General features: G+C 68.6%; 18 protein-coding genes. 10 read left to right on the forward strand and 8 right to left on the reverse strand.

Translation table 11 applies throughout. From position 1 onward, the window contains the following. Positions 1–103: 103 nt before the first annotated feature. From ACSHWB_RS05075 to ACSHWB_RS05095, 5 genes are read right to left on the reverse strand one after another with little or no spacing between them, the layout of a single operon-like run. Positions 104–580, reverse strand: a complete 477-nt coding sequence (locus ACSHWB_RS05075; RefSeq protein ID WP_439660924.1) for a CinA family protein — start codon at positions 578–580, stop codon at positions 104–106. Further along, a complete protein-coding gene (pgsA, locus tag ACSHWB_RS05080) occupies positions 577–1,155 on the reverse strand; it encodes a CDP-diacylglycerol--glycerol-3-phosphate 3-phosphatidyltransferase (protein ID WP_439660925.1) in 579 nt (192 codons plus the stop codon). The genes ACSHWB_RS05075 and pgsA overlap by 4 nt, the downstream gene beginning before the upstream one ends. Continuing rightward, the gene (gene rimO, locus ACSHWB_RS05085; protein ID WP_439660926.1) at positions 1,152–2,555 is read right to left on the reverse strand and encodes a 30S ribosomal protein S12 methylthiotransferase RimO; all 1,404 of its coding nucleotides are present in this window, start codon (positions 2,553–2,555) and stop codon (positions 1,152–1,154) included. The genes pgsA and rimO overlap by 4 nt, the downstream gene beginning before the upstream one ends. A gap of 39 nt (positions 2,556–2,594) precedes the next feature. After that, the gene (locus ACSHWB_RS05090; RefSeq protein ID WP_439660927.1) at positions 2,595–3,086 is read right to left on the reverse strand and encodes an RloB family protein; all 492 of its coding nucleotides are present in this window, start codon (positions 3,084–3,086) and stop codon (positions 2,595–2,597) included. 49 nt (positions 3,087–3,135) lie between these two features. Beyond that, positions 3,136–4,356 (reverse strand): AAA family ATPase, encoded by a 1,221-nt coding sequence (locus tag ACSHWB_RS05095; protein WP_439660928.1) that lies wholly within the window; start codon positions 4,354–4,356, stop codon positions 3,136–3,138. Positions 4,357–4,565: 209 nt separating this feature from the next. Between ACSHWB_RS05095 and ACSHWB_RS05100 the strand changes: the two genes are divergently transcribed. The 8 genes from ACSHWB_RS05100 (at position 4,566) to ACSHWB_RS05135 (ending at position 10,244) form a co-directional block, all read left to right on the forward strand. Further along, entirely contained in the window at positions 4,566–5,066 is a 501-nt protein-coding gene (locus ACSHWB_RS05100; RefSeq protein ID WP_439660929.1) for an amino-acid N-acetyltransferase, read from the forward strand. 62 nt (positions 5,067–5,128) lie between these two features. Beyond that, positions 5,129–5,980 (forward strand): MerR family transcriptional regulator, encoded by an 852-nt coding sequence (locus ACSHWB_RS05105; RefSeq protein ID WP_439660930.1) that lies wholly within the window; start codon positions 5,129–5,131, stop codon positions 5,978–5,980. Continuing rightward, positions 5,964–6,755, forward strand: a complete 792-nt coding sequence (locus tag ACSHWB_RS05110; protein WP_439660931.1) for a hypothetical protein — start codon at positions 5,964–5,966, stop codon at positions 6,753–6,755. Before ACSHWB_RS05105 ends, ACSHWB_RS05110 begins: the two co-directional genes overlap by 17 nt. A gap of 94 nt (positions 6,756–6,849) precedes the next feature. Continuing rightward, the gene (locus tag ACSHWB_RS05115; protein WP_439660932.1) at positions 6,850–7,260 is read left to right on the forward strand and encodes a hypothetical protein; all 411 of its coding nucleotides are present in this window, start codon (positions 6,850–6,852) and stop codon (positions 7,258–7,260) included. Then, positions 7,257–8,411, forward strand: coding sequence for a YcaO-like family protein (locus tag ACSHWB_RS05120; RefSeq protein WP_439660933.1), 1,155 nt, complete (start codon positions 7,257–7,259; stop codon positions 8,409–8,411). The genes ACSHWB_RS05115 and ACSHWB_RS05120 overlap by 4 nt, the downstream gene beginning before the upstream one ends. A gap of 5 nt (positions 8,412–8,416) precedes the next feature. Beyond that, positions 8,417–9,070 (forward strand): nitroreductase family protein, encoded by a 654-nt coding sequence (locus ACSHWB_RS05125; RefSeq protein ID WP_439660934.1) that lies wholly within the window; start codon positions 8,417–8,419, stop codon positions 9,068–9,070. An 84-nt stretch (positions 9,071–9,154) separates the two neighbouring features. After that, positions 9,155–9,625 carry a phospholipase gene (locus ACSHWB_RS05130; protein ID WP_439660935.1) on the forward strand — a complete coding sequence of 157 codons (471 nt, stop codon included), beginning with the start codon at positions 9,155–9,157 and terminating at the stop codon, positions 9,623–9,625. A 115-nt stretch (positions 9,626–9,740) separates the two neighbouring features. Continuing rightward, positions 9,741–10,244 (forward strand): hypothetical protein, encoded by a 504-nt coding sequence (locus tag ACSHWB_RS05135; protein ID WP_439660936.1) that lies wholly within the window; start codon positions 9,741–9,743, stop codon positions 10,242–10,244. On the opposite strand, the gene ACSHWB_RS05140 is transcribed toward ACSHWB_RS05135, so the two are convergent. Continuing rightward, a complete protein-coding gene (locus ACSHWB_RS05140) occupies positions 10,241–12,625 on the reverse strand; it encodes a DNA translocase FtsK 4TM domain-containing protein (protein WP_439660937.1) in 2,385 nt (794 codons plus the stop codon). The genes ACSHWB_RS05135 and ACSHWB_RS05140 overlap by 4 nt on opposite strands. Positions 12,626–12,689: 64 nt before the next feature. Here ACSHWB_RS05140 and ACSHWB_RS05145 point away from each other — a divergent pair, with 64 nt between their 5' ends. After that, the gene (locus ACSHWB_RS05145) at positions 12,690–13,517 is read left to right on the forward strand and encodes a lysophospholipid acyltransferase family protein (protein WP_439664520.1); all 828 of its coding nucleotides are present in this window, start codon (positions 12,690–12,692) and stop codon (positions 13,515–13,517) included. Here ACSHWB_RS05145 and ACSHWB_RS05150 read toward each other — a convergent pair. Then, the gene (locus ACSHWB_RS05150; protein ID WP_439660938.1) at positions 13,414–14,094 is read right to left on the reverse strand and encodes a hypothetical protein; all 681 of its coding nucleotides are present in this window, start codon (positions 14,092–14,094) and stop codon (positions 13,414–13,416) included. The genes ACSHWB_RS05145 and ACSHWB_RS05150 overlap by 104 nt on opposite strands. Positions 14,095–14,142: 48 nt before the next feature. Further along, positions 14,143–16,947 (reverse strand): BTAD domain-containing putative transcriptional regulator, encoded by a 2,805-nt coding sequence (locus ACSHWB_RS05155; RefSeq protein ID WP_439660939.1) that lies wholly within the window; start codon positions 16,945–16,947, stop codon positions 14,143–14,145. A 104-nt stretch (positions 16,948–17,051) separates the two neighbouring features. On the opposite strand from ACSHWB_RS05155, the gene ACSHWB_RS05160 reads away from it, so the two are divergent. After that, positions 17,052–17,666 (forward strand): class I SAM-dependent methyltransferase, encoded by a 615-nt coding sequence (locus tag ACSHWB_RS05160; RefSeq protein ID WP_439660940.1) that lies wholly within the window; start codon positions 17,052–17,054, stop codon positions 17,664–17,666. Positions 17,667–17,738: the final 72 nt, after the last annotated feature.

Consider the following 17,738-nt stretch of genomic DNA (forward strand, 5'->3'; position numbering starts at 1 on the left):
CGCGCCTCCTTCCGGCCGGCCGTGTCCCTACGTTACCGATCGACACCGACAACGGGCACTGACTTCCGAACACGTCCGCCAAGGGCGAACGAACGCGGAGTCATCATTTGTTCCCGTCTCCGGTCACCAGCAGGTAATCCGAGAGCAGGACCAGGGCTTTTTCGACGGCGGTGGAACGCACCGCTGCGCGGTCGCCACTCACCGTGATTGTCCGCACTGTGGACACTCCAGGCCCGCTCAAGCCGATGTGGACCGTTCCTGGCGCCACTCCGTCCTGCGGATCAGGTCCGGCGACCCCCGTGAGCCCGATTCCCCAGTCCGATTTGCACCTTTTGCGGGCGCCTTCGGCCAGTTGGATCGCGACGTCGGGGTGCACCGCACCGTGCTCGTCGAGCAACCGCTGGTCCACGCCCGCGAGCTCGTGTTTGAGCTCGGTGGCGTAGACGATCAACCCACCGCGGACCACGGCACTCGCCCCCGGTGTGTCGACGATCGTCGCGCACAGCAGACCCGCGGTCAGCGACTCGGCCGTGGCGACGGTCTGGTTCTTCGCCTTGAGCAGTCCGACGACGTCCGTCACAGCACGGCCCGGCCTGCTCTTGCCTTCAGCTTGAACGCCCGGATGACGTAGTCGATTCCCGTGACGATGGTGAGGACCAGCGCAACGGCCATGATCACCCACGCGATCAGCTGCAGCACGTCGTTCTGCGGGAGCACGAACAGCCCGATCGCGATGACCTGGGCGAGCGTCTTGGCCTTGCCGCCGCGGCTCGCGGGGATGACGCCGTAGCGGATCACCCAGAACCGCAGCAGCGTGATGCCGACCTCGCGCACCGCGATGGTGATCGTGATCCACCACGGCAGCACGTCGAGGATGCTCAGGCCCACCAGCGCGGACCCGGTCAGCGCCTTGTCCGCGATCGGGTCGGCGATCTTGCCGAAGTCGGTGATGAGGCCGTGCTTGCGGGCGAGCGTGCCGTCGATGTGGTCGGTGAAGCTCGCGACCGCGAAGATCCCGAACGCGATGAGGCGCCACGTCGTGTCGAAGCCGCCCGCTTCGAACAGGGAGAACAGGAAGACCGGAACGAGCGCCAGCCGCGCCATCGTGAGGATGTTCGCGACGTTGAGCAGCGGGACCTTCCGGGCCTCCGTCATGTCGGAAGCACCTCTACGATCAGGTCCACACCCTCGGAGTCGACCACGCGGCAGCGCACGAAGTCGCCGCGCTTGAGCCCCTCGGCCTCGAGCACGATGCACTCGCCGTCGACCTCGGGCGCCTGGTGCTCGGCCCGGCCGACGCAGTCGTTCTCGTCGTCTTCCTCGGTCTCGATCAGCACGGTGACCTCGGTGCCCACGCGGTCCTCCGCGCGCTGGCTCGTCAGCTCCTCCACGAGGTTGCCGATCCGCTGCACGCGTTCCGCGACGGTGTCCGCGTCGAGCTTGCCCTCGAGCCCCTCGGCCTCGGTGCCGTCCTCGTCGGAGTACCCGAAGATGCCGACCGCGTCGAGGCGCGCCTCGGTCAGGAACCGCTCCAGTTCCTGCAGGTCGTGCTCGGTCTCACCGGGGAAGCCCACGATGAAGTTGCTGCGGATGCCGGCCTCGGGCGCGTGCTCGCGGATCTGCCACACGAGCTTGAGGAAGCTGTCGGTGTCGCCGAACCGGCGCATGCGGCGCAGCACGTTCTCGCTGGAGTGCTGGAACGACATGTCGAAGTAGTTCGCGACCTTGTCGGTCTTCGCGATGGCCGCGACGAGGCTCGGCTTGGTCTCGGCCGGCTGCAGGTAGCTCACGCGCACCCGCTCGACGCCCGGGATGCTCGCCAGGCGCGGAAGGAGCTGTTCGAGGGCGCCCTGCTCACGCGGCAGGTCCTTGCCGTAGCTCGTCGAGTTCTCGCTGACGAGGAACAGCTCCTTGACGCCGTTCTCGGCGAGCCACATGGCCTCGGCCACGATCTCGTCGGGGTGCCGCGACACGAACGCGCCGCGGAAGCTCGGGATGGCGCAGAAGCTGCACCGCCGGTCACAGCCGGACGCGATCTTCAACGGCGCCACGGGGGCGTCGTCGAGCCTGCGCCGCTGGACCTTGGTGGGCCCCCAGCCGTGGCCGGGCACCTGGACGTCCTTGCTGGCTTCCTGGCGCTGCACGGGCGTGATGGGCAGCAGTGTGCGGCGGTCGACCGGCACGTGCGACTCGACGGGCTTGCCGTGCAGCACGTCCTGCAGCCGCTCGGCCAGGTCGTTGTACTGGTCGAAGCCCAGGACCGCGGCCGCCTCGGGGAGGCTGTCCGCGAGCTCCTTGCCGTACCGCTCCGCCATGCACCCGACCGCGACGACCTTGGCGCCGGTGTCGGACGCGGCGAGCAGCGTGTCGACCGAGTCCTTCTTCGCCTGCTCGACGAAGCCGCACGTGTTGACGACGACGACGTCCGCGCCCTCGTCCACCAGCTCCCAGCCGCCTTCGCCGAGGCGCCCGGCGAGTTCTTCGGAGTCGACCTCGTTGCGGGCACAGCCCAGGGTCAGCAGCGACACGCGTCGCGGAGTGGTGGGAGAAGACACGGCGCTCAGAGTAACCGGGTCGGGTGTCAGACCTTGAATTCAGTGCTTCCGAACGACCTCGACCAGCCGCCACACATCACTCGAAGGGTTGCCCGCGCCCAGCGATTTGGCCCTCTCGACCGCCTTGTCGACGCGCTCTGCGAGCACGGCGAAGTCGAGCATCCCCTTCGTGTAGCCAGGCAGATGTCTGCGCAGCTTCTCGGCAGCGGCCTTCGGGCTGGAGAGGCCGGCCGCACAGTCCACGAAGTGAAGGATCAGCCAGACCTCGAAACAGGGATTCGACACGGCCAGTGAGATCCCGGTCGCCCCTGCTTCGACGATCGCTTCGCCGATGTCGAAGTCATCGACGTCCACGACACACCAGTACTCGTCGAACCCACCGCGATCGTTCTCACGCATCTTCGCCGCGTACCTGACGAGCTGCGCGGGGGACCCGACTTTGACCACCGGTTTCACGGTCACAGGCTTCGACAGCCTCTTCAACCCGTCAAAGTAGGCCTGCTCGGTCTGCCCACAGCACACGACGAGCACACGGCTGGCCGAAACCCGCGATGGTGTGCGTCGACGATGAGATGAGTTCTCACGCCGCGCCATCGACACCTCGTAGAAGTGCGGACACGAAGGTCTCTGCCTGTACGTCGGGAACTGCTCCGTAGCTGCCACCGAGGTAGCGACGCTCCAGGTTCTCGCCTTCCTTGCGCGGCTTGAAATCGGTCAAAGGGTATAGATCAGATGCACCATCGAAATTCTTGTCCACGAACCAGACGTCTTCACGGGTTAGCACCTCGTCGCCCAGCACCGGGCTGAGCAGGCTCGCATCGTGGGTGGTGAACACGAGCTGTGCACCACCCACGTTGGCCTTCGCGCTGCGGAACAGACCGACCAGAGCGGCAGTGACGCGTGGGTGCAGGCTCGCGTCGATCTCGTCGATGGCGAGCACGCCGCCGTCCCGGAGCATGCCGAGCACCGTGGGCAGCAGCATCAGCCACGACAGCGTTCCTGCCGACTCCTCGCCGATGTCGAACGCGCGGTTCTTCGGTCCGTGAGTGAGCCGCACGCGGTCTCTATTTCGAAGGACACTTTCCAACATCTCGCGGACCTGCTCGATCGAGTAGTCGGTTCTCAACCCGCGCGCCACGGCTGAGACCTCCTCGTCATCAGGCATTGGCGTGAGGTTGTACTCGATGCCAGTGATGCCGAGATCCGCAATCTTCAGCAGGCTGACGAACTGCTCGGTCAGCCCGTCGGAGCCAGCCAGAAAGCGCGCGATCGTGGCGTGATCGAACGTGGAGCGTTCCCCGTCCCGGAACACGAGCCTGTTCGCGAACCACCGCTGCACTGGAAGCACGGCGTCGAGTCCGGACTGGGCGCCAAGGCTGAGGAACAACGAGTTAGGCCTGAGGAGCCCCTTGAGCACTTCCCCCTTGCCCGCGCCTTCGGTGACTGTGGTGCCGAGCTTGATGTCACCGCCGGACCGTTCGAACAAGACTCGCTTCCGCTTCTCCGGGTAGCTGTACAGCCATTCCTCCCGGACGCGGCGGTCATCCACCTCGAAGCCGTAGGTGTAGCGAACACCCGATTCGACCAGTTCGACCACGTACACGGAGGGCCTGCCTGCGGACTCGTCCAGCTTGAACGGACGTCGCGGCACGCCGCCTTCCGGCATCCAGACCGCGAACGAGTCGCGCACCGCGTCGGCCATGAACCTCAGGCCGTCGAGAAGGTTCGACTTCCCCGAGGCGTTCGCTCCGTAGATCGCCGCCACCGGCAGGACGTCGCGGTCCTTCGAGTAGGCGGGCATGAGCAACAGCTCGTGCTCGTCGCGGAACGAACGATGGTTTCCCAGCCGAAAACTGCGTAGCACCGCCTAAACTCCCTCCAGAACGTTCCAAAGCCGCTTCCCTGCAAGTAAACCGCACAAACAAGCCTAAGACTCACCCGCACGGCGGATCTCGCGGCGATGACCACCGCACGTCACCAGGTCGGGGGCGCCGCTCATACTTGACGGTTGTGACCAGTGGGGTAGTCGTGCGGCGTGCCCGCACCAGTGACGTGCGCGCCATGAAGGCGTTGATCGACGGGTACGCGGGCAAGGTTCTGCTGGCCAAACCGCTGGTCACGCTGTACGAGGCGGTCCAGGAGTTCTGGGTGGCCGAGGAGGACGGCGAGCTGCTCGGCGTCGGTGCCCTGCACGTGATGTGGGAGGACCTGGCCGAGATCCGCAGTGTCGCGGTCTCCCCCATGGCGCTGGGCAAGGGTGTAGGTCACCGGATCGTGGCCCAGCTCATCGCCACCGCCAAGGAGCTGCAGCTCGCGCGCATCTTCGTGCTGACGTTCGAGACCAAGTTCTTCACCAAGCACGGCTTCGTCGAGATCGAGGGCACACCGGTGAGTCCCGAGGTCTACGAGGAGATCATGCGATCGGTGGACGAGGGTGTCGCCGAGTTCCTCGACCTGAGCTACGTGAAGCCGAACACGCTCGGCAACAGCCGGATGCTCCTGGAGCTGTAACTCTTCGAGTAATTACTCGAAGAGTCTTGACTCAACGAACCGCGCGCAGCAGGATCTCAGGCGTGCCCGAATCGCTCACCGTCGACGAGCTCGCTGCCCGGATCGGCCTGCCCAGCAGCACCATTCGCATGTACCAGACGAAGGGTGTGCTGCACGCGCCGAGACGGCAGGGACGCGTGGCGTACTACGACGCCTCGCACGTCGAGCGGTTGACGTTGGTCCAGCGGTTGCAGCAGCGGGGGTTCTCGCTGCCCGCGATCGCCGAACTGATCTCGGCGCGCGAGAAGGGCGAGTCGGTCGCCGCGGTCCTCGGCTTCAGCGAGGCCGAGGGGCCCGACGACTGGGTTCGGATCAAGGTGCGCGACATCAAGCACCTGATTCCGATGGGAGACGTCCAACCGCGACTCCTCCTCCGGGCTATGCGGTTGGGCTTGGTGCGGTGGAAGTACGGCTGGCCGCACGCGCGTCGCTGGGCACTCGAGGCGGGCGGCAGGCTCGCCGGCCTCCGGGTGCCCAGCGATGACGTCATGGACAGCTTCACGCGCCTGCGCACGGCGACCGACGCGGTGGCGGCGGACTTCGTGCGGTTGTTCGAACGGCAGTTCTGGCCTGAGCTCGCGCGCAAGGCCGGTGACGAGAACCAGCTCGAGAACGTGCGGGCGTTGCTCGTCGAGCTGACCTACACGGCGGAGACCGCGGTGGTGGGGACGCTGCGGGAGTCGATCCGGGACGCGGCCGAGGAGTTCGCGTCACGGCACGGGTTGCTGCCCAGCGACGACTTCCAGCCCGCGTGGGCCGAGCAGCCGTTGCCGCCGATCGCCGAGAACCTCATGGACCCGGCGGGGGATCTGCCGAGCGAGCAGGAGATCGAGAACTTCCTGGCGAGGGGGGACGACGATGAGCTTGGTCGCTGATCCCGCCTGGCACGCGCAGGTGAGGGACGAAGGCCTTGTCGTGTACGCGGGTGCGGATCTCGCGTACCTGATTCCAGACCTGCCCAGGGCGGTGGCCGTGGCGCTGGCAGGACTGTTCGAGCCGGTTTTGAGGGGAGTGGCTCGAACGGTCGACGAGAGCCTGTTGGGGGAACAGGTTCGCCGGCACGTGGCCCAGCTGAGGACCCTGGGCGCTCTCCGCCCGGCCGGGTTGCCGAACGACGACGCGAGACCGATGGGGGTCGGCACGCGCGTCGTCGGGGAGGCACCCGCCGGGCTGGCAGAGCGGTTGCCGCACAACGAGAATCCTGACCTGCTGCTGGTCGTGCGGACGACGGGCACGCTGGTCGACCTGATCGAGGTGGCACGCGAGACGAAGGTTCCGCACCTGTTGCTGGACCTCGCGTATCACCACACCGCCTCCGTCGGGCCCTTCGTGGTGCCCGGTGCCGGCGCCTGCCTGGCGTGCCTCGCGGTGCGGACGGGGCGGCGGTGGGGAGATCCGCCTCCTCCGCCACGACCGGGAGCCCTCGGGCACGACTTCCCGATCTCCCTCGCCATGCAGGCGATCCAGAACATCCGCGGCGGCTCGCTGGCGCTGCTGGACGCGGTCGTGACCGTCGACCTCGACGAGTTCACGACGACGCGGGAGAGCGTGCTCCCCGCCGCGGACTGCGAGATCTGCCCGAAGACCGAGTTCGGGCGCGTGTCACTTCCTTGGGGGGACCATGAACGCGACGGCAGTCCGGTTACCTGACCAGTTCTCACCGGGTGCGGCCGCGGCCAACGCCGCGACACCCACCTGTTGCTGTTGTTGTTGCTGCTGTGCGGTTTCCTCGGTCGGTGCAGCCGTGCACATCCCGGCGGCCCTGCACCAGGACACCAAAGAGCTCGAGAAACCGCGCAGCGCGCTCGTCCTGCCCGCCGCGATCTTCCCGTTGCTCGTCGTCGTGCTGCCGTTCGCCACGATGGGAGCGGTCTTCGACCTGCACTGGGGCTGGTGGCTCGGGGCCTTCGGCGTCGCGCTCGGGTGGGCCGCGGCCGCCGGGTTCATCGCCCGGTCGCCGAAGCCGTGGATGAGCCTGGTCCGATTGCTCGGCTGGGCCTTGCTGTGGTGCGTCGAGCCTTTCGTCGTGCTGTTCGCGCTGGGGCCGCTCGCCACTGTCGCTGAGGGGGTCGTGTGGGCCGTCGGCGCGCTGTACCTCGGCGGGGCGTTGTGGCTCGGGTACTGGATCTTCCGGCACTACCGGGGCAAGCGGTGAAGACGGTCGCGGAGGCGTTGGTCGAACGCGCGGTCGGCTGGCGGCAGGGAGTGGTGTCGCAGCTGCATCCCGTGCCGCACAGTCTGTCCGATGTGGACGTCGAGGGCTGGGCAGCGGTGCCGGAGCCGTTCGCCACCGGCGGCACGTCCGGGGGCACGTCGAAGGTCGCGGCGGTGGCCGAGGCACTGGAACGCCACGCTGCCGCGCGGGCGTCGCTGGAGATCGCGACGGACGGCGAGTGCTGGCCGTTGGAACACTTCAGCCTGCACACGGTCGAGCAGCGCGTGGCCCCGAAGTACCGCTACCGCAAGGGATACGTCGACACCCCGTACACGCGGGCGTGGACGTTGCCCGGCAACGAACCGATCCGCGTGCCCACCGGTCTCGTCGGCCTGGACGCCTCGTACGGGCTGCCCGCGACCTCGTCGGGACTGGCGGCCGGTCCGTCGACGACCAGCGCCCTGCTGCGCGCCGTCCAGGAACTGGTCGAGCGCGACGCGTTCACCACGACCTGGCTGCATTCCCTGGCACCGCAACGGTTCGCCGCCGACCTGCCGCACGGCGCGATGGCGTTCGATCTCACGCCCGCCTACAGCCCGCACCCGGTGGTCGCCGTCGCGGGTTCGCTGCCGATCGCGGGCAGGCCACGACCGACGCTGGGCCTGGCCTGCCGCGCGACCACGGCCGAGGCCGTCCGGAAGGCCTACGAGGAATGGGTCCAGGGCACGGTGTTCATCGAGGTGTGGCTGGCGCGCAACGGCGACAAGCCCGTCGAGGAGGTCACCGACTTCGACGAGCACGCCGTCTACTACGCGACACGTCCGCAGGAGTGGGACGCGCTGCCGTGGTTCGGCGGCTTCGAGGCCGACCCGCCGCGCGACGCCGAATCCCTTGGCACAGCGGCGGAACTGACCGAACTGGTGCACGCCCTGGATCGCGCGGACGTCCGGCTCGCCTACCGCGAGCTGACCACGCCGGAACTGTCGGCCGTCGGACTGCACTGCGTCCGCGTCCTGTCCCCCGACCTCGCGCCACTGCACTCGGACCACCGCTGGCCGCACCTCGGCGGCCGCGCCCGCGAGCTGGACTGGCGCTACCCGCACGCCTCACCGGGCGTGTTCCCCAATCCCGCACCGCATCCGCTGGGGTGACGCCGATGTTCTACGACTTCTGGGCCGCGAGCCGGTTCTCACCGCTGCACCAGCGCAGGCTCGGCGACCGGCTCCGCGACTTCCGGCCGCGGCCCGCGTTGATCGACCCGCTCGAACTGCCGGCGGCACCGGTCGCGCTCCCCCGCCAGAACGACCGGCTGCAGAAGCTGTTCCAGGCACGCAGGAGCACGCGGGAGTTCGCCGGCAAACCGTTGACGGACAAGCAACTCGGCGCCGTCCTGGGTGCACTGTCGGACAACAGCTACCCGTCGGCCGGCGGACTGCACCCGTTGCGCTGCTACGCGTTCTTCGCCGGCCGCGCGGTCCGCTACGACATCGCGCGGCACGCGTTGCAGGAGATCGGCCCGGCACCGGAGAACCTGGCGGAGATCCTCGGCACGCCGGACGCGCCCCCGCTGACGATCGTCCTGGTGTTAACGGACAAAGACTCGTTCGAGAAGTACGGCGAACGCGCCGGCCGCTTCGGCTTGATCGAAGCAGGTGCCGCGGCGCAGAACATCTGCCTCCGTTTGGCGGAGCGGAAACTGGGCGGCTATCTGCTCGGCGGAGTAGCGGACAACGAAATGCTGCAAGCGCTGGGACTACCCCGCGAACTCCGCGTGGCCACCGCGATCGCGTGCGGGCACATGATCACCTGACGTTCATCAGATCGTGTCTACCGAGGACAGTCGATCACCCGCTACAACTTGGCGAGACCCTGCTCACACTCCGAGGAGCTCGCCATGTCGACGAAGACCCTGCGCTCCGCCTTCGTGGGTGCCGCCGCATCCATCGCCCTGATCTTCACGGGTGCCCCGGCACACGCCGTGGACATCGTCGCGGTGACCGACGACTACCTCTACACGAAGACCATCAGCCAGTTCACAACATTGCGCGCACAACAGCCCTACGCGGGCCAGCTCGACTGGTCGTCCGACGGCTGTTCGTACTCGCCGGACAACCCCTTCGGCTTCAAGTTCCTGCCGACCTGCGAGCGGCACGACTTCGGCTACCGCAACTACAAGCGGCAGGGCCGGTGGAACGAGACGAACCGCCTGCGCATCGACAACAACTTCAAGTCCGACATGTACAAGCAGTGCGGTTCCAACTGGGCGTGCAAGCGCACGGCCGACCTGTACTACGCCGCGGTGCGCGAGTTCGGTGGCAGCGCGAGCTCCACGGCCACGAGCATCCAGAAGGCCGGCCTGAAGTAGGACCCTCGTCGCGAGCGACCGCCTTGATCTCGCCGGACGCGGCAAGGCGGTCCTCCCGGCCCGTGGCTTCCGAACGGTTGACAGCGCACGCGATCATTCGTGCATGCCAGGAGTCATGAGCGCAGTGGTCACCGCCAGCGCAGCCATCCTCGGTGTGCTGGTCGGGGCGGGCCTCCAGTTCTTCCAGGCCAGACGCATCCACCTGTGGCAGCAACAGACAGCCGACCGCACCGAACTGCGCACGGCCGGCGCCGACTACCTGACGGCGACGTTGCAGCTGGCCCAGTTCCTGACGCGTGCCGGAAAACAACGGAGCTCGTCAGGCGCGGAGCCGGACGCCGGCGAGATCCACGACCTCGTGCGGCTGGCGACCGAGGCCCGAACCCAGTTGGACCTGGTCGGCGGTGAAGCCGTGTTCGCGGCCACCAAGCGCTACCACTGGGAACTGGTCGACATCGCGGCCGCCGTGGAGAAGGGACAACCGACGGCCGACACCGACATCGGTGTCATGACCGCCGATCTCCGGCGTGCCCTGATGAACCAGATCCGCGAGGACCTGGGACGGCCACCGGTTCTCCGGCGTTGGCCCGACCGCGGCGAGAAGGCGCTCCAGAACTAGTCCTCCTCGTCGGCGGGGCCGCCTCCACGCATCAGGTAGACCACGTTCTCGAGCTCGTCCGGCTTGATCAGCACCTCACGTGCCTTCGAGCCCTCGGACGGCCCGACGACGCCGCGGGTCTCCAGCAGGTCCATGAGGCGCCCCGCCTTCGCGAACCCGACGCGCAGCTTGCGCTGCAGCATCGACGTCGAGCCGAACTGCGACGTGACGATCAGCTCGGTCGCCTGCACCAGCAGCTCCAGGTCGTCGCCGATGTCGGCGTCGATCTCCTTCTTCTCGCCGGCCTTCTGCGCCGTGACGCCGTCGGTGTACTCCGGCTGCGCCTGGTTCTTGGTGAACTCGACGATCGCCGAGATCTCCTCGTCGCCCACGAACGCGCCCTGGATGCGCACCGGCTTCGAGGCGCCCATCGGCAGGTACAGGGCGTCGCCCATGCCGATCAGCTTCTCGGCGCCCGGCTGGTCCAGGATGACCCGGGAGTCGGTCAGGGACGACGTCGCGAACGCCAGCCGGGACGGCACGTTCGTCTTGATCAGGCCGGTGACGACGTCGACGGACGGGCGCTGCGTCGCCAGCACCAGGTGGATGCCGGCCGCGCGGGCCTTCTGCGTGATGCGGACGATCGCGTCCTCGACGTCACGCGGTGCGGTCATCATCAGGTCGGCGAGCTCGTCGACGATCGCCATGATGTACGGGTACGGCCGGTAGACGCGCTCGGAACCGGGCGGCGCGGTGATCTCGCCGGACTTCACCTTGCGGTTGAAGTCGTCGACGTGACGCACCCGGTTGACCTGCATGTCCTGGTAGCGCTGTTCCATCTCCTCCACGAGCCACGCCAGCGCGGCCGCCGCCTTCTTCGGCTGCGTGATGATCGGCGTGATCAGGTGCGGGATGCCCTCGTACGGCGTCAGCTCGACCATCTTCGGGTCGATGAGGATCATGCGGACCTCGTCCGGCGTCGCGCGCGCGAGCAGCGAGACCAGCATCGAGTTCACGAACGACGACTTACCGGAACCCGTGGAGCCCGCGACCAGGAGGTGCGGCATCTTCGTCAGGTTCGCGGTGACCATGTGGCCCTCGATGTCCTTGCCGAGGCCGATCACCATCGGGTGCGTGTCCTTGACCGTGGAGGGCGCGCGCAGCACGTCGCCCAGCCGCACCATCTCGCGGTCGCTGTTCGGGACCTCGATGCCCACGGCCGACTTGCCGGGGATCGGGGCCAGCAGGCGGACGTTGTCCGTCGCCACGGCGTACGCGATGTTCTTGGTCAGCGCGGTGATCTTCTCGACCTTCACGCCGGGGCCGAGCTCGACCTCGTAGCGCGTGACCGTCGGGCCGCGGGTGAAGCCGGTGACCTGGGCGTCGATCGAGAACTGGTCCAGCACGCCGGAGATCGCCTCGATCATGAGGTCGTTCGCCTTGCTGCGGGTCTTCGGCGCGTCGCCGTCCTTGAGCACGTCCGGCGGCGGCAGCTGGTACTCGCCCTCGACCGCGCGCACGACCATCGTCTGCGCCGCGGCCTTCTTCTCCCTCGGCGCGGGCTTCGGGGCGGGCTCCTCCGGCTCCTCCAGCGGAAGCTCGGCCTGCGTCTGCTCCTCGACCGGCTCGACGGCCTGACGACGGCGGGCCGGGCGGCGCAGGCGGACCGGCTTCGGTTCCTCGACGGGCTCTTCCTCGTCGGTGGGCTCGTCCGAGGACTTGGTGCCGGGGTGCAGCAGCGAGCGGATGCGTTCGGGCGCCTGGCGGATCGGCGTGTGCGTCACGACCAGCAGGCCGTACCCGAAGATCAGGAACAGCAGCGGCCCCGCGACCCACGGCGTCAGCCCCTGCGCGAGGAACCCGCCGGCCAGATAACCCAGAGCCCCACCGGCGGTGCGGCGTTCGATCGGGTCCATCGGCAGGCCGCCGATGAGGTGGAACATGCCGAGCACGCCGATCATCATCAGCAACGAGCCGATGATCAGCCGTGGCCGCGCGTCGGGTGACGGGTCGGTGCGCATCAGCGTGATGCCGATGCCGAGCAGCACGACCGGCACGATCACCGCCGGGAACCCGACGGAGCTGCGGACGGCGACGTCGACCCACTGCCCGACCGGTCCGCCCGCCTGCCACCACACGCCGGCGCCGGTGATGACCGCGACCGCGATCAGCAGCAGGCCCAGGCCGTCACGACGGTGTTCGGGATCGAGGTCCTTGGTACGGCTGACGGTGCGCACGAGACTGCCGACGCCACGACCCAAAGCACCCCACACGGCGCTGATGGCGCCGCCGCTCTTCTTGCGTGGAGCAGGCTTTCTGGACGCGGTGGATCGCGCCCGCGGCTTGGCTGGTGCTTTGCCGCGTGACGTGGTCTTTCTCGAAGTCCCTGTGCGCCCGGCCATGTGTATAAGGTAGTCCCTCGCGTCTCACCAGCCCCGTTCGCAACTGGGACGCGTGCGAAACCTCATGGTTCACCGGATCGTGCACGGTGTCGTTTCGACACGCCGTACGCTGCCCGGCGTGTCCACACCGCTTTTCTGGCGCGTGCTCATGGTGGTCGACCGGGGCCTGATCGCGCTGACTGGCAAGCTCGAGGTATCGGGCGACATCCCGCCGGAGCTGATCGGCAAGCCGTTGCTGCTCGCCTCGAACCACATCGGCAACCTCGACCCGATGGTGCTCATCGCGGCCTGCCGCAAGATCGGCGTGAACCCGCGGTTCATGCTCGCGGGCGGCCTGCTCGACGCGCCGATCATGGGACCGGCGCTCAAAGCGTGCGGTCACCTGCGCGTCGACCGGCGTTCGGCGAACGTCGGCGAGGCGATGCACCGTGCCGTCGAGGCGTTGCAGAAGGGCGGTGACCCGATCGCCGTCTACCCCGAGGGCAAGATCACGCTGGACCCCGGCATGTGGCCGGAGCGCGGCAAGACCGGCGTCGCCCGCATGGCGCTGGGCGGCGGCATCCCGGTGGTCCCGATCAGCCAGTGGGGCGCGCACGAGGCCGTGTACTGGGGCAACCTCAGCGTCAACGGCTGGAAGGACGTCCTGCCGTACCTGACGTCCTGGCTGCGGGCGGTGCGCAAACGGCCGACGTTCAAGGTCCACTTCGGCAAGCCCGTCGAGCTGACGGACCTCAACGCCGAGACGATGGGCGACGCCCGGCGCGCCCACGAGCGGATCATGACCGCGATCACCGAGGGCTTGGTGCCGCTGCGTCTCGACGAGCCGGACCTGCCGCGCTTCCACGACCCGACGCGCCCGACGACCGGCGCCTCGCCCTGGCGGCCCGCCTGATCGAGTAACCGATCACCGTGATCAGCATGAGCAGCGGCATCGGGTTGCCCCGCCACAGGCTGATCGCGAAATCGATCACCGGGATGATCAGCGCGGCGATGAAGGTGAAGGTGCTCGCCGTGGGCAGCTTGACCAACGGGGCGGCCCACGGCGTGCGCCCCCACGGTTTCGCGACGCTGAGCCACGCCTGGAACGCGATCGCGCTGATCATCAGCGCGGTGCCGACCGGCATCCACGCGGTGACGTGCCCGTTCAGGGCCTCCTGCAGGTTGCCGCTCAGGATGAAGATGCCGATGTAGAGCTGGCTGATCGTGATCACGAACTTCGCGAGCACCCACCAGTGCCGGAAGTACCCCCACGGCGTCGTGGCGCTGAGCATGAAGCCGCTGAACGCGCTGGTGTTGGCCATGATCGCCAGAACCTCGTGGTCGAGGTAGCGCGCCATCCGGAACGCGGCGAGGTCACCCGTCCTCATGCCGTAGAGCACCAGGGCCAGCAGCGCCACGGCCTGGCTGAGCCAGCCCACGGACGTGACGACGTGCAGCCACACCAACAGGGTCCGAGCGCGCTTCTGCATGACATGTAGCTTGCCTACGTATCAGCGCGGGCACATCAGGGATCTCCCCTAGGCGAGCTCGTGCAGCCTCGCCCGTACTTCGGGAGTGAGCGGGTGGTCGTAGTCCTCGTAGATCGTCAACGCTTCCAGCAGGTGCGTCCGCGCCACGTCGGGCTGCCCCGCGCTCGTCTCCCCCAGGCCGTGCAACGCCTCCGCGAGACTCTTGCGATCACCGAGCACGCGCAGGAACGCCAGCGCGTGCCGGAACGAGTCACGTGCCTCGACCCGCTGCCCCAGCTTCGCCTGCGCCCAGCCGATGCCCACCAGCGCCATCGCCTTGCCGTGCACGGCGTCGTGCGAGTCCATCAGCTCGAACGCCCTCCGTGCCGACGCCAGCGACGCCTCGAACTGGCCGGCCGACCGCAGGATGTCGCTCAGGAACAACCTCGTGCCGCCCTCGCCGAACCACGAGCCGACCTCGGTGTGCCCTCGCAGCGCCTCACCGAACCTGTCGACGGCGAGGTCGAACTGGCGCAGGCCGCCGTACGCCATGCCCAGGCCCGTGAGGCTCCACGCGGCGCCGGCCGAGTCGCCGATGTCGCGCCGGATCGCCAGCGCGCGGTCGAAGAGTTCGAGCGCGTCGGCGAAACGCTGCCCGCGGAACGCCGAGAGTCCCTGGCCGTGCACCGCCCACGAGCGGGCGGCCTGGTCGCCGTCACGGGTCGCGGCGCGTTCGGCGACGCGGTACGTGCGCGTCCACTCGTCCAGGGCGCTCGACACGATGAAGTAGTTCCACAGCGCCACCGGGATCTGCCACGCCGTCGGCGAATGGTGTTCCTCGGCCAGCCGCGCCACCGCCAGCAGGTTCGAGGACTCCGTGCGGCACCAGGTGAAGGCCTCGTCGTGCGAAGCGAAGTCCTGAGTGGACAGTGGCGGCAGCAGGAACGCCGGGTGGTCCGGCGGTGCGATGACCGTGCCGGCGGCGTTCGCGGTGTCGAAGTACCAGCCCAGCAGGCGTTGCACGGCCTCGGCACGGCCGTCGGACGACTCCTCGGTGGCGCTGAGTTCCGTGGCGTACAAGCGAAGCAGGTCGTGCAGCCGGAACCGGCCGCGCGCGACCTCCTCCAGCATGTGCCCGCCCGCCAGCACGTCCACCAGCGCCCGCGCCCGCGACACCGGCACGCCCGCGAGCGCCGCCACGGCGTTCAGGCTGATCTCGGCGCCGGGGTGCAGGCCGATCAGCCGGAACAACCTCGCGGCGTCGGGCTTCAGCGCCAGGTACGACCACGAGAAGGCGGCGCGCACCGCCGTGTCCTCGTCGTCGCCCGTGGCCAGCACGTTCAACCTGTCGTGCTCGTCGGCGAGGTCGCTCGCGAGGTCGGCCAGCGTGAGGTGCGGGCGCGTGACGACGCGTTCGGCCGCGATCCGGACCGCCAGCGGCAGGTGCCCGCACAGTTCGACGAGCTTCGCGGCGGCGGCGGGTTCGGCGGCGACGCGGTCCGCGCCCACCGCGGAGGTCAGCAGGGCCAGGCCCTCGTCGCGGGTGAGGGTCGACAACGTCAGCGAGTGCGCGCCATCGCGTGCGACGAGCCCGCCGAGGTGGTTGCGGGACGTCACGAGCACCATCGACGTCGACCGGCCCGGCAGCAGCGGACGGACCTGCTCGGCCAGCCGCGCGTTGTCGAGCAGCACCAAGACCCGTTTGCCCGCAAGGACACTGCGGTACAGCGCGGACTTCGCGGGCAGGTCCTCCGGGATGCGTTCGGACGGCACGCCGAGGCTCTGCAGCAGCTGGTGCAACGCGGCGGCCGGCTGCACGGGCGGCGCCGACGAGTCGAACCCGCGCAGGTCGACGTGCAGCTGACCGTCCGGGAACCGCGCTGCCACCTGGTGCGCGAACCGCACGGCGAGCGCGGTCTTGCCGACACCACCGGTGCCGGTGATCGCGACGAGCACTGGGGAGTGGTCGTGCGGAACGACCTCGATGAGCTTCGCGAGCTCCTTGCCCCTGCCGGTGAAGTCGCGGATCTCGTGCGGCAGCTGGACCGGCACCAGCACGGGCGCTGCGGGTTCCGGCTGCGGGTCATGACGGCCGACGAGCACCTGTTCGTGCAGGTGGCGCAGTTCGGGGCCGGGCTCGATGCCCAGTTCCTCGATCAGCAGCCGGCGCAGGTCCGTGTAGACCGCGAGCGCCTCCGCCTGCCTGCCGCCGCGGAACAGCGCGGACATCAGCAGGCCGTGCAGCCGCTCCCGCAACGGATGCGCGCTGACCAGCGTCGTCAGCTCCGCCGCCACCTCGGCCTCACGCCCGACCGTCAGCATCAACGCGGCACGCTGCTCCACGGCCGTGAGCCGCATTTCGGCCAGGCGCGCGCGTTCCACCGCGGCGAACGGCCCAGGCACGCCGTCCAGAGCGACGCCCCGCCACAGTCCGAGAGCGGCGTCGAATGCGGCGATCGCCTCGGCGGGTGTGGCACGCAGCCGCCCCGCTTCGTCCAGATGCGCGCGGAAAACGCCGGCGTCCGAACTGCTCGACGGGAGCCTCAGCAAGTATCCAGCGTCCGTGGAGAGCAGCACGGCACTCGGCGCGCGTGACGCCCTGCCGGGTTCGAAGAGCCTGCGGAGCCCGGCGACGTAGGTGTGGATGCCGTTGTCGGCGCTGGCGGGTGGATCTTCGCCCCACACGGCGTCGATGAGCTCACTGCGCGACACCACGTGGTTCGCGCGCAACGCGAGCACCGCGAGCACAGCCCTCTGCCGCGGCGGACCGAGCGTGAGCTCCTCACCGTCCACCGTGGCCGCGAGCGCGCCCAGCAAGCTGACGCGCAACTCGTTCTGCACCTTGGGTCTCACTTCGTCGCTGTCCGCGTTCATCCAGCAACCTACCGTCAGTTTTCGTCCAGAAGCCATCCAGAGGTCGTCCAGAGAGGTTCTCCACACTTCACTCAGGTGGATTGGGTCGAAATGAGGGGCGGGGAATGAACGCGGCCGAGGTCTTCGACACGCTCGGACTGGAATACCAACGCGCTTGGTCGCACCAGCCCGCACTGCACGGCACTCTCGCCTGGTTCGCCGCGACGCAGCCGTCGGGCTCGCGCGTGCTGGACATCGGCTGCGGCACCGGCGTCCCGGTCGCGCGGACGCTCGCCAAGGCGGGCATGAAGGTCACCGGCCTCGACGTCTCGCCCGTGATGGTCGACATCGCGTCCTCCCAGGTCCCCGACGCCACGTTCCACAAGATCGACGTCCGCGACTTCGAGTCACCCCCCGGCTCGTGGGACGTCATCTGCGCCGTCTTCTCGCTGTTGCAGATGACCCAGGCCGAGATCATCCAGACCCTCGGCCAGATCTCCACCTGGCTGCGGCCCGGCGGTCACTTCTTCCTCGCCACGGTCGCCGTCGACGTGGAACAGGTCACTCTGCCCTGGATGGGCCAGGAGATCGAGGTCTCGTCGTTCTCCGAGGAGAACTTCGAGGCGCACCTGGCCGAGGTCGGGCTGCGCGTCGTGCGCCGCAGCCGTCCGGTGTTCACCCCGTCCTACCCCGGTGCCATGCCCGAGGAGTCGCTGCACCTGGTGTGCCAGCGCCCCTGACGCGCGGTCTCATGACACCGCCCCCACGTCCTCGTACTGGACGTGGGGGCGGTGTCATGAGGCTTCCTGCTG

The organism is Lentzea sp. HUAS TT2 (assembly GCF_051853195.1).
Taxonomy (GTDB): domain Bacteria; phylum Actinomycetota; class Actinomycetes; order Mycobacteriales; family Pseudonocardiaceae; genus Lentzea.

What these genes read in the sequence shown, in the direction of transcription:
- pgsA (WP_439660925.1), bottom strand. Translation starts at nt 1,155, where the DNA reads ATGACGGAGGCCCGGAAGGTCCCGCTGCTCAACGTCGCGAACATCCTC.
- ACSHWB_RS05095 (WP_439660928.1), bottom strand. Translation starts at nt 4,356, where the DNA reads ATGCCCGCCTACTCGAAGGACCGCGACGTCCTGCCGGTGGCGGCGATC.
- ACSHWB_RS05110 (WP_439660931.1), top strand. Translation starts at nt 5,964, where the DNA reads ATGAGCTTGGTCGCTGATCCCGCCTGGCACGCGCAGGTGAGGGACGAA.
- ACSHWB_RS05125 (WP_439660934.1), top strand. Translation starts at nt 8,417, where the DNA reads ATGTTCTACGACTTCTGGGCCGCGAGCCGGTTCTCACCGCTGCACCAG.
- ACSHWB_RS05130 (WP_439660935.1), top strand. Translation starts at nt 9,155, where the DNA reads ATGTCGACGAAGACCCTGCGCTCCGCCTTCGTGGGTGCCGCCGCATCC.
- ACSHWB_RS05135 (WP_439660936.1), top strand. Translation starts at nt 9,741, where the DNA reads ATGAGCGCAGTGGTCACCGCCAGCGCAGCCATCCTCGGTGTGCTGGTC.
- ACSHWB_RS05140 (WP_439660937.1), bottom strand. Translation starts at nt 12,625, where the DNA reads ATGGCCGGGCGCACAGGGACTTCGAGAAAGACCACGTCACGCGGCAAA.
- ACSHWB_RS05145 (WP_439664520.1), top strand. Translation starts at nt 12,690, where the DNA reads ATGGTTCACCGGATCGTGCACGGTGTCGTTTCGACACGCCGTACGCTG.
- ACSHWB_RS05150 (WP_439660938.1), bottom strand. Translation starts at nt 14,094, where the DNA reads ATGCAGAAGCGCGCTCGGACCCTGTTGGTGTGGCTGCACGTCGTCACG.
- ACSHWB_RS05155 (WP_439660939.1), bottom strand. Translation starts at nt 16,947, where the DNA reads ATGAACGCGGACAGCGACGAAGTGAGACCCAAGGTGCAGAACGAGTTG.
- ACSHWB_RS05160 (WP_439660940.1), top strand. Translation starts at nt 17,052, where the DNA reads ATGAACGCGGCCGAGGTCTTCGACACGCTCGGACTGGAATACCAACGC.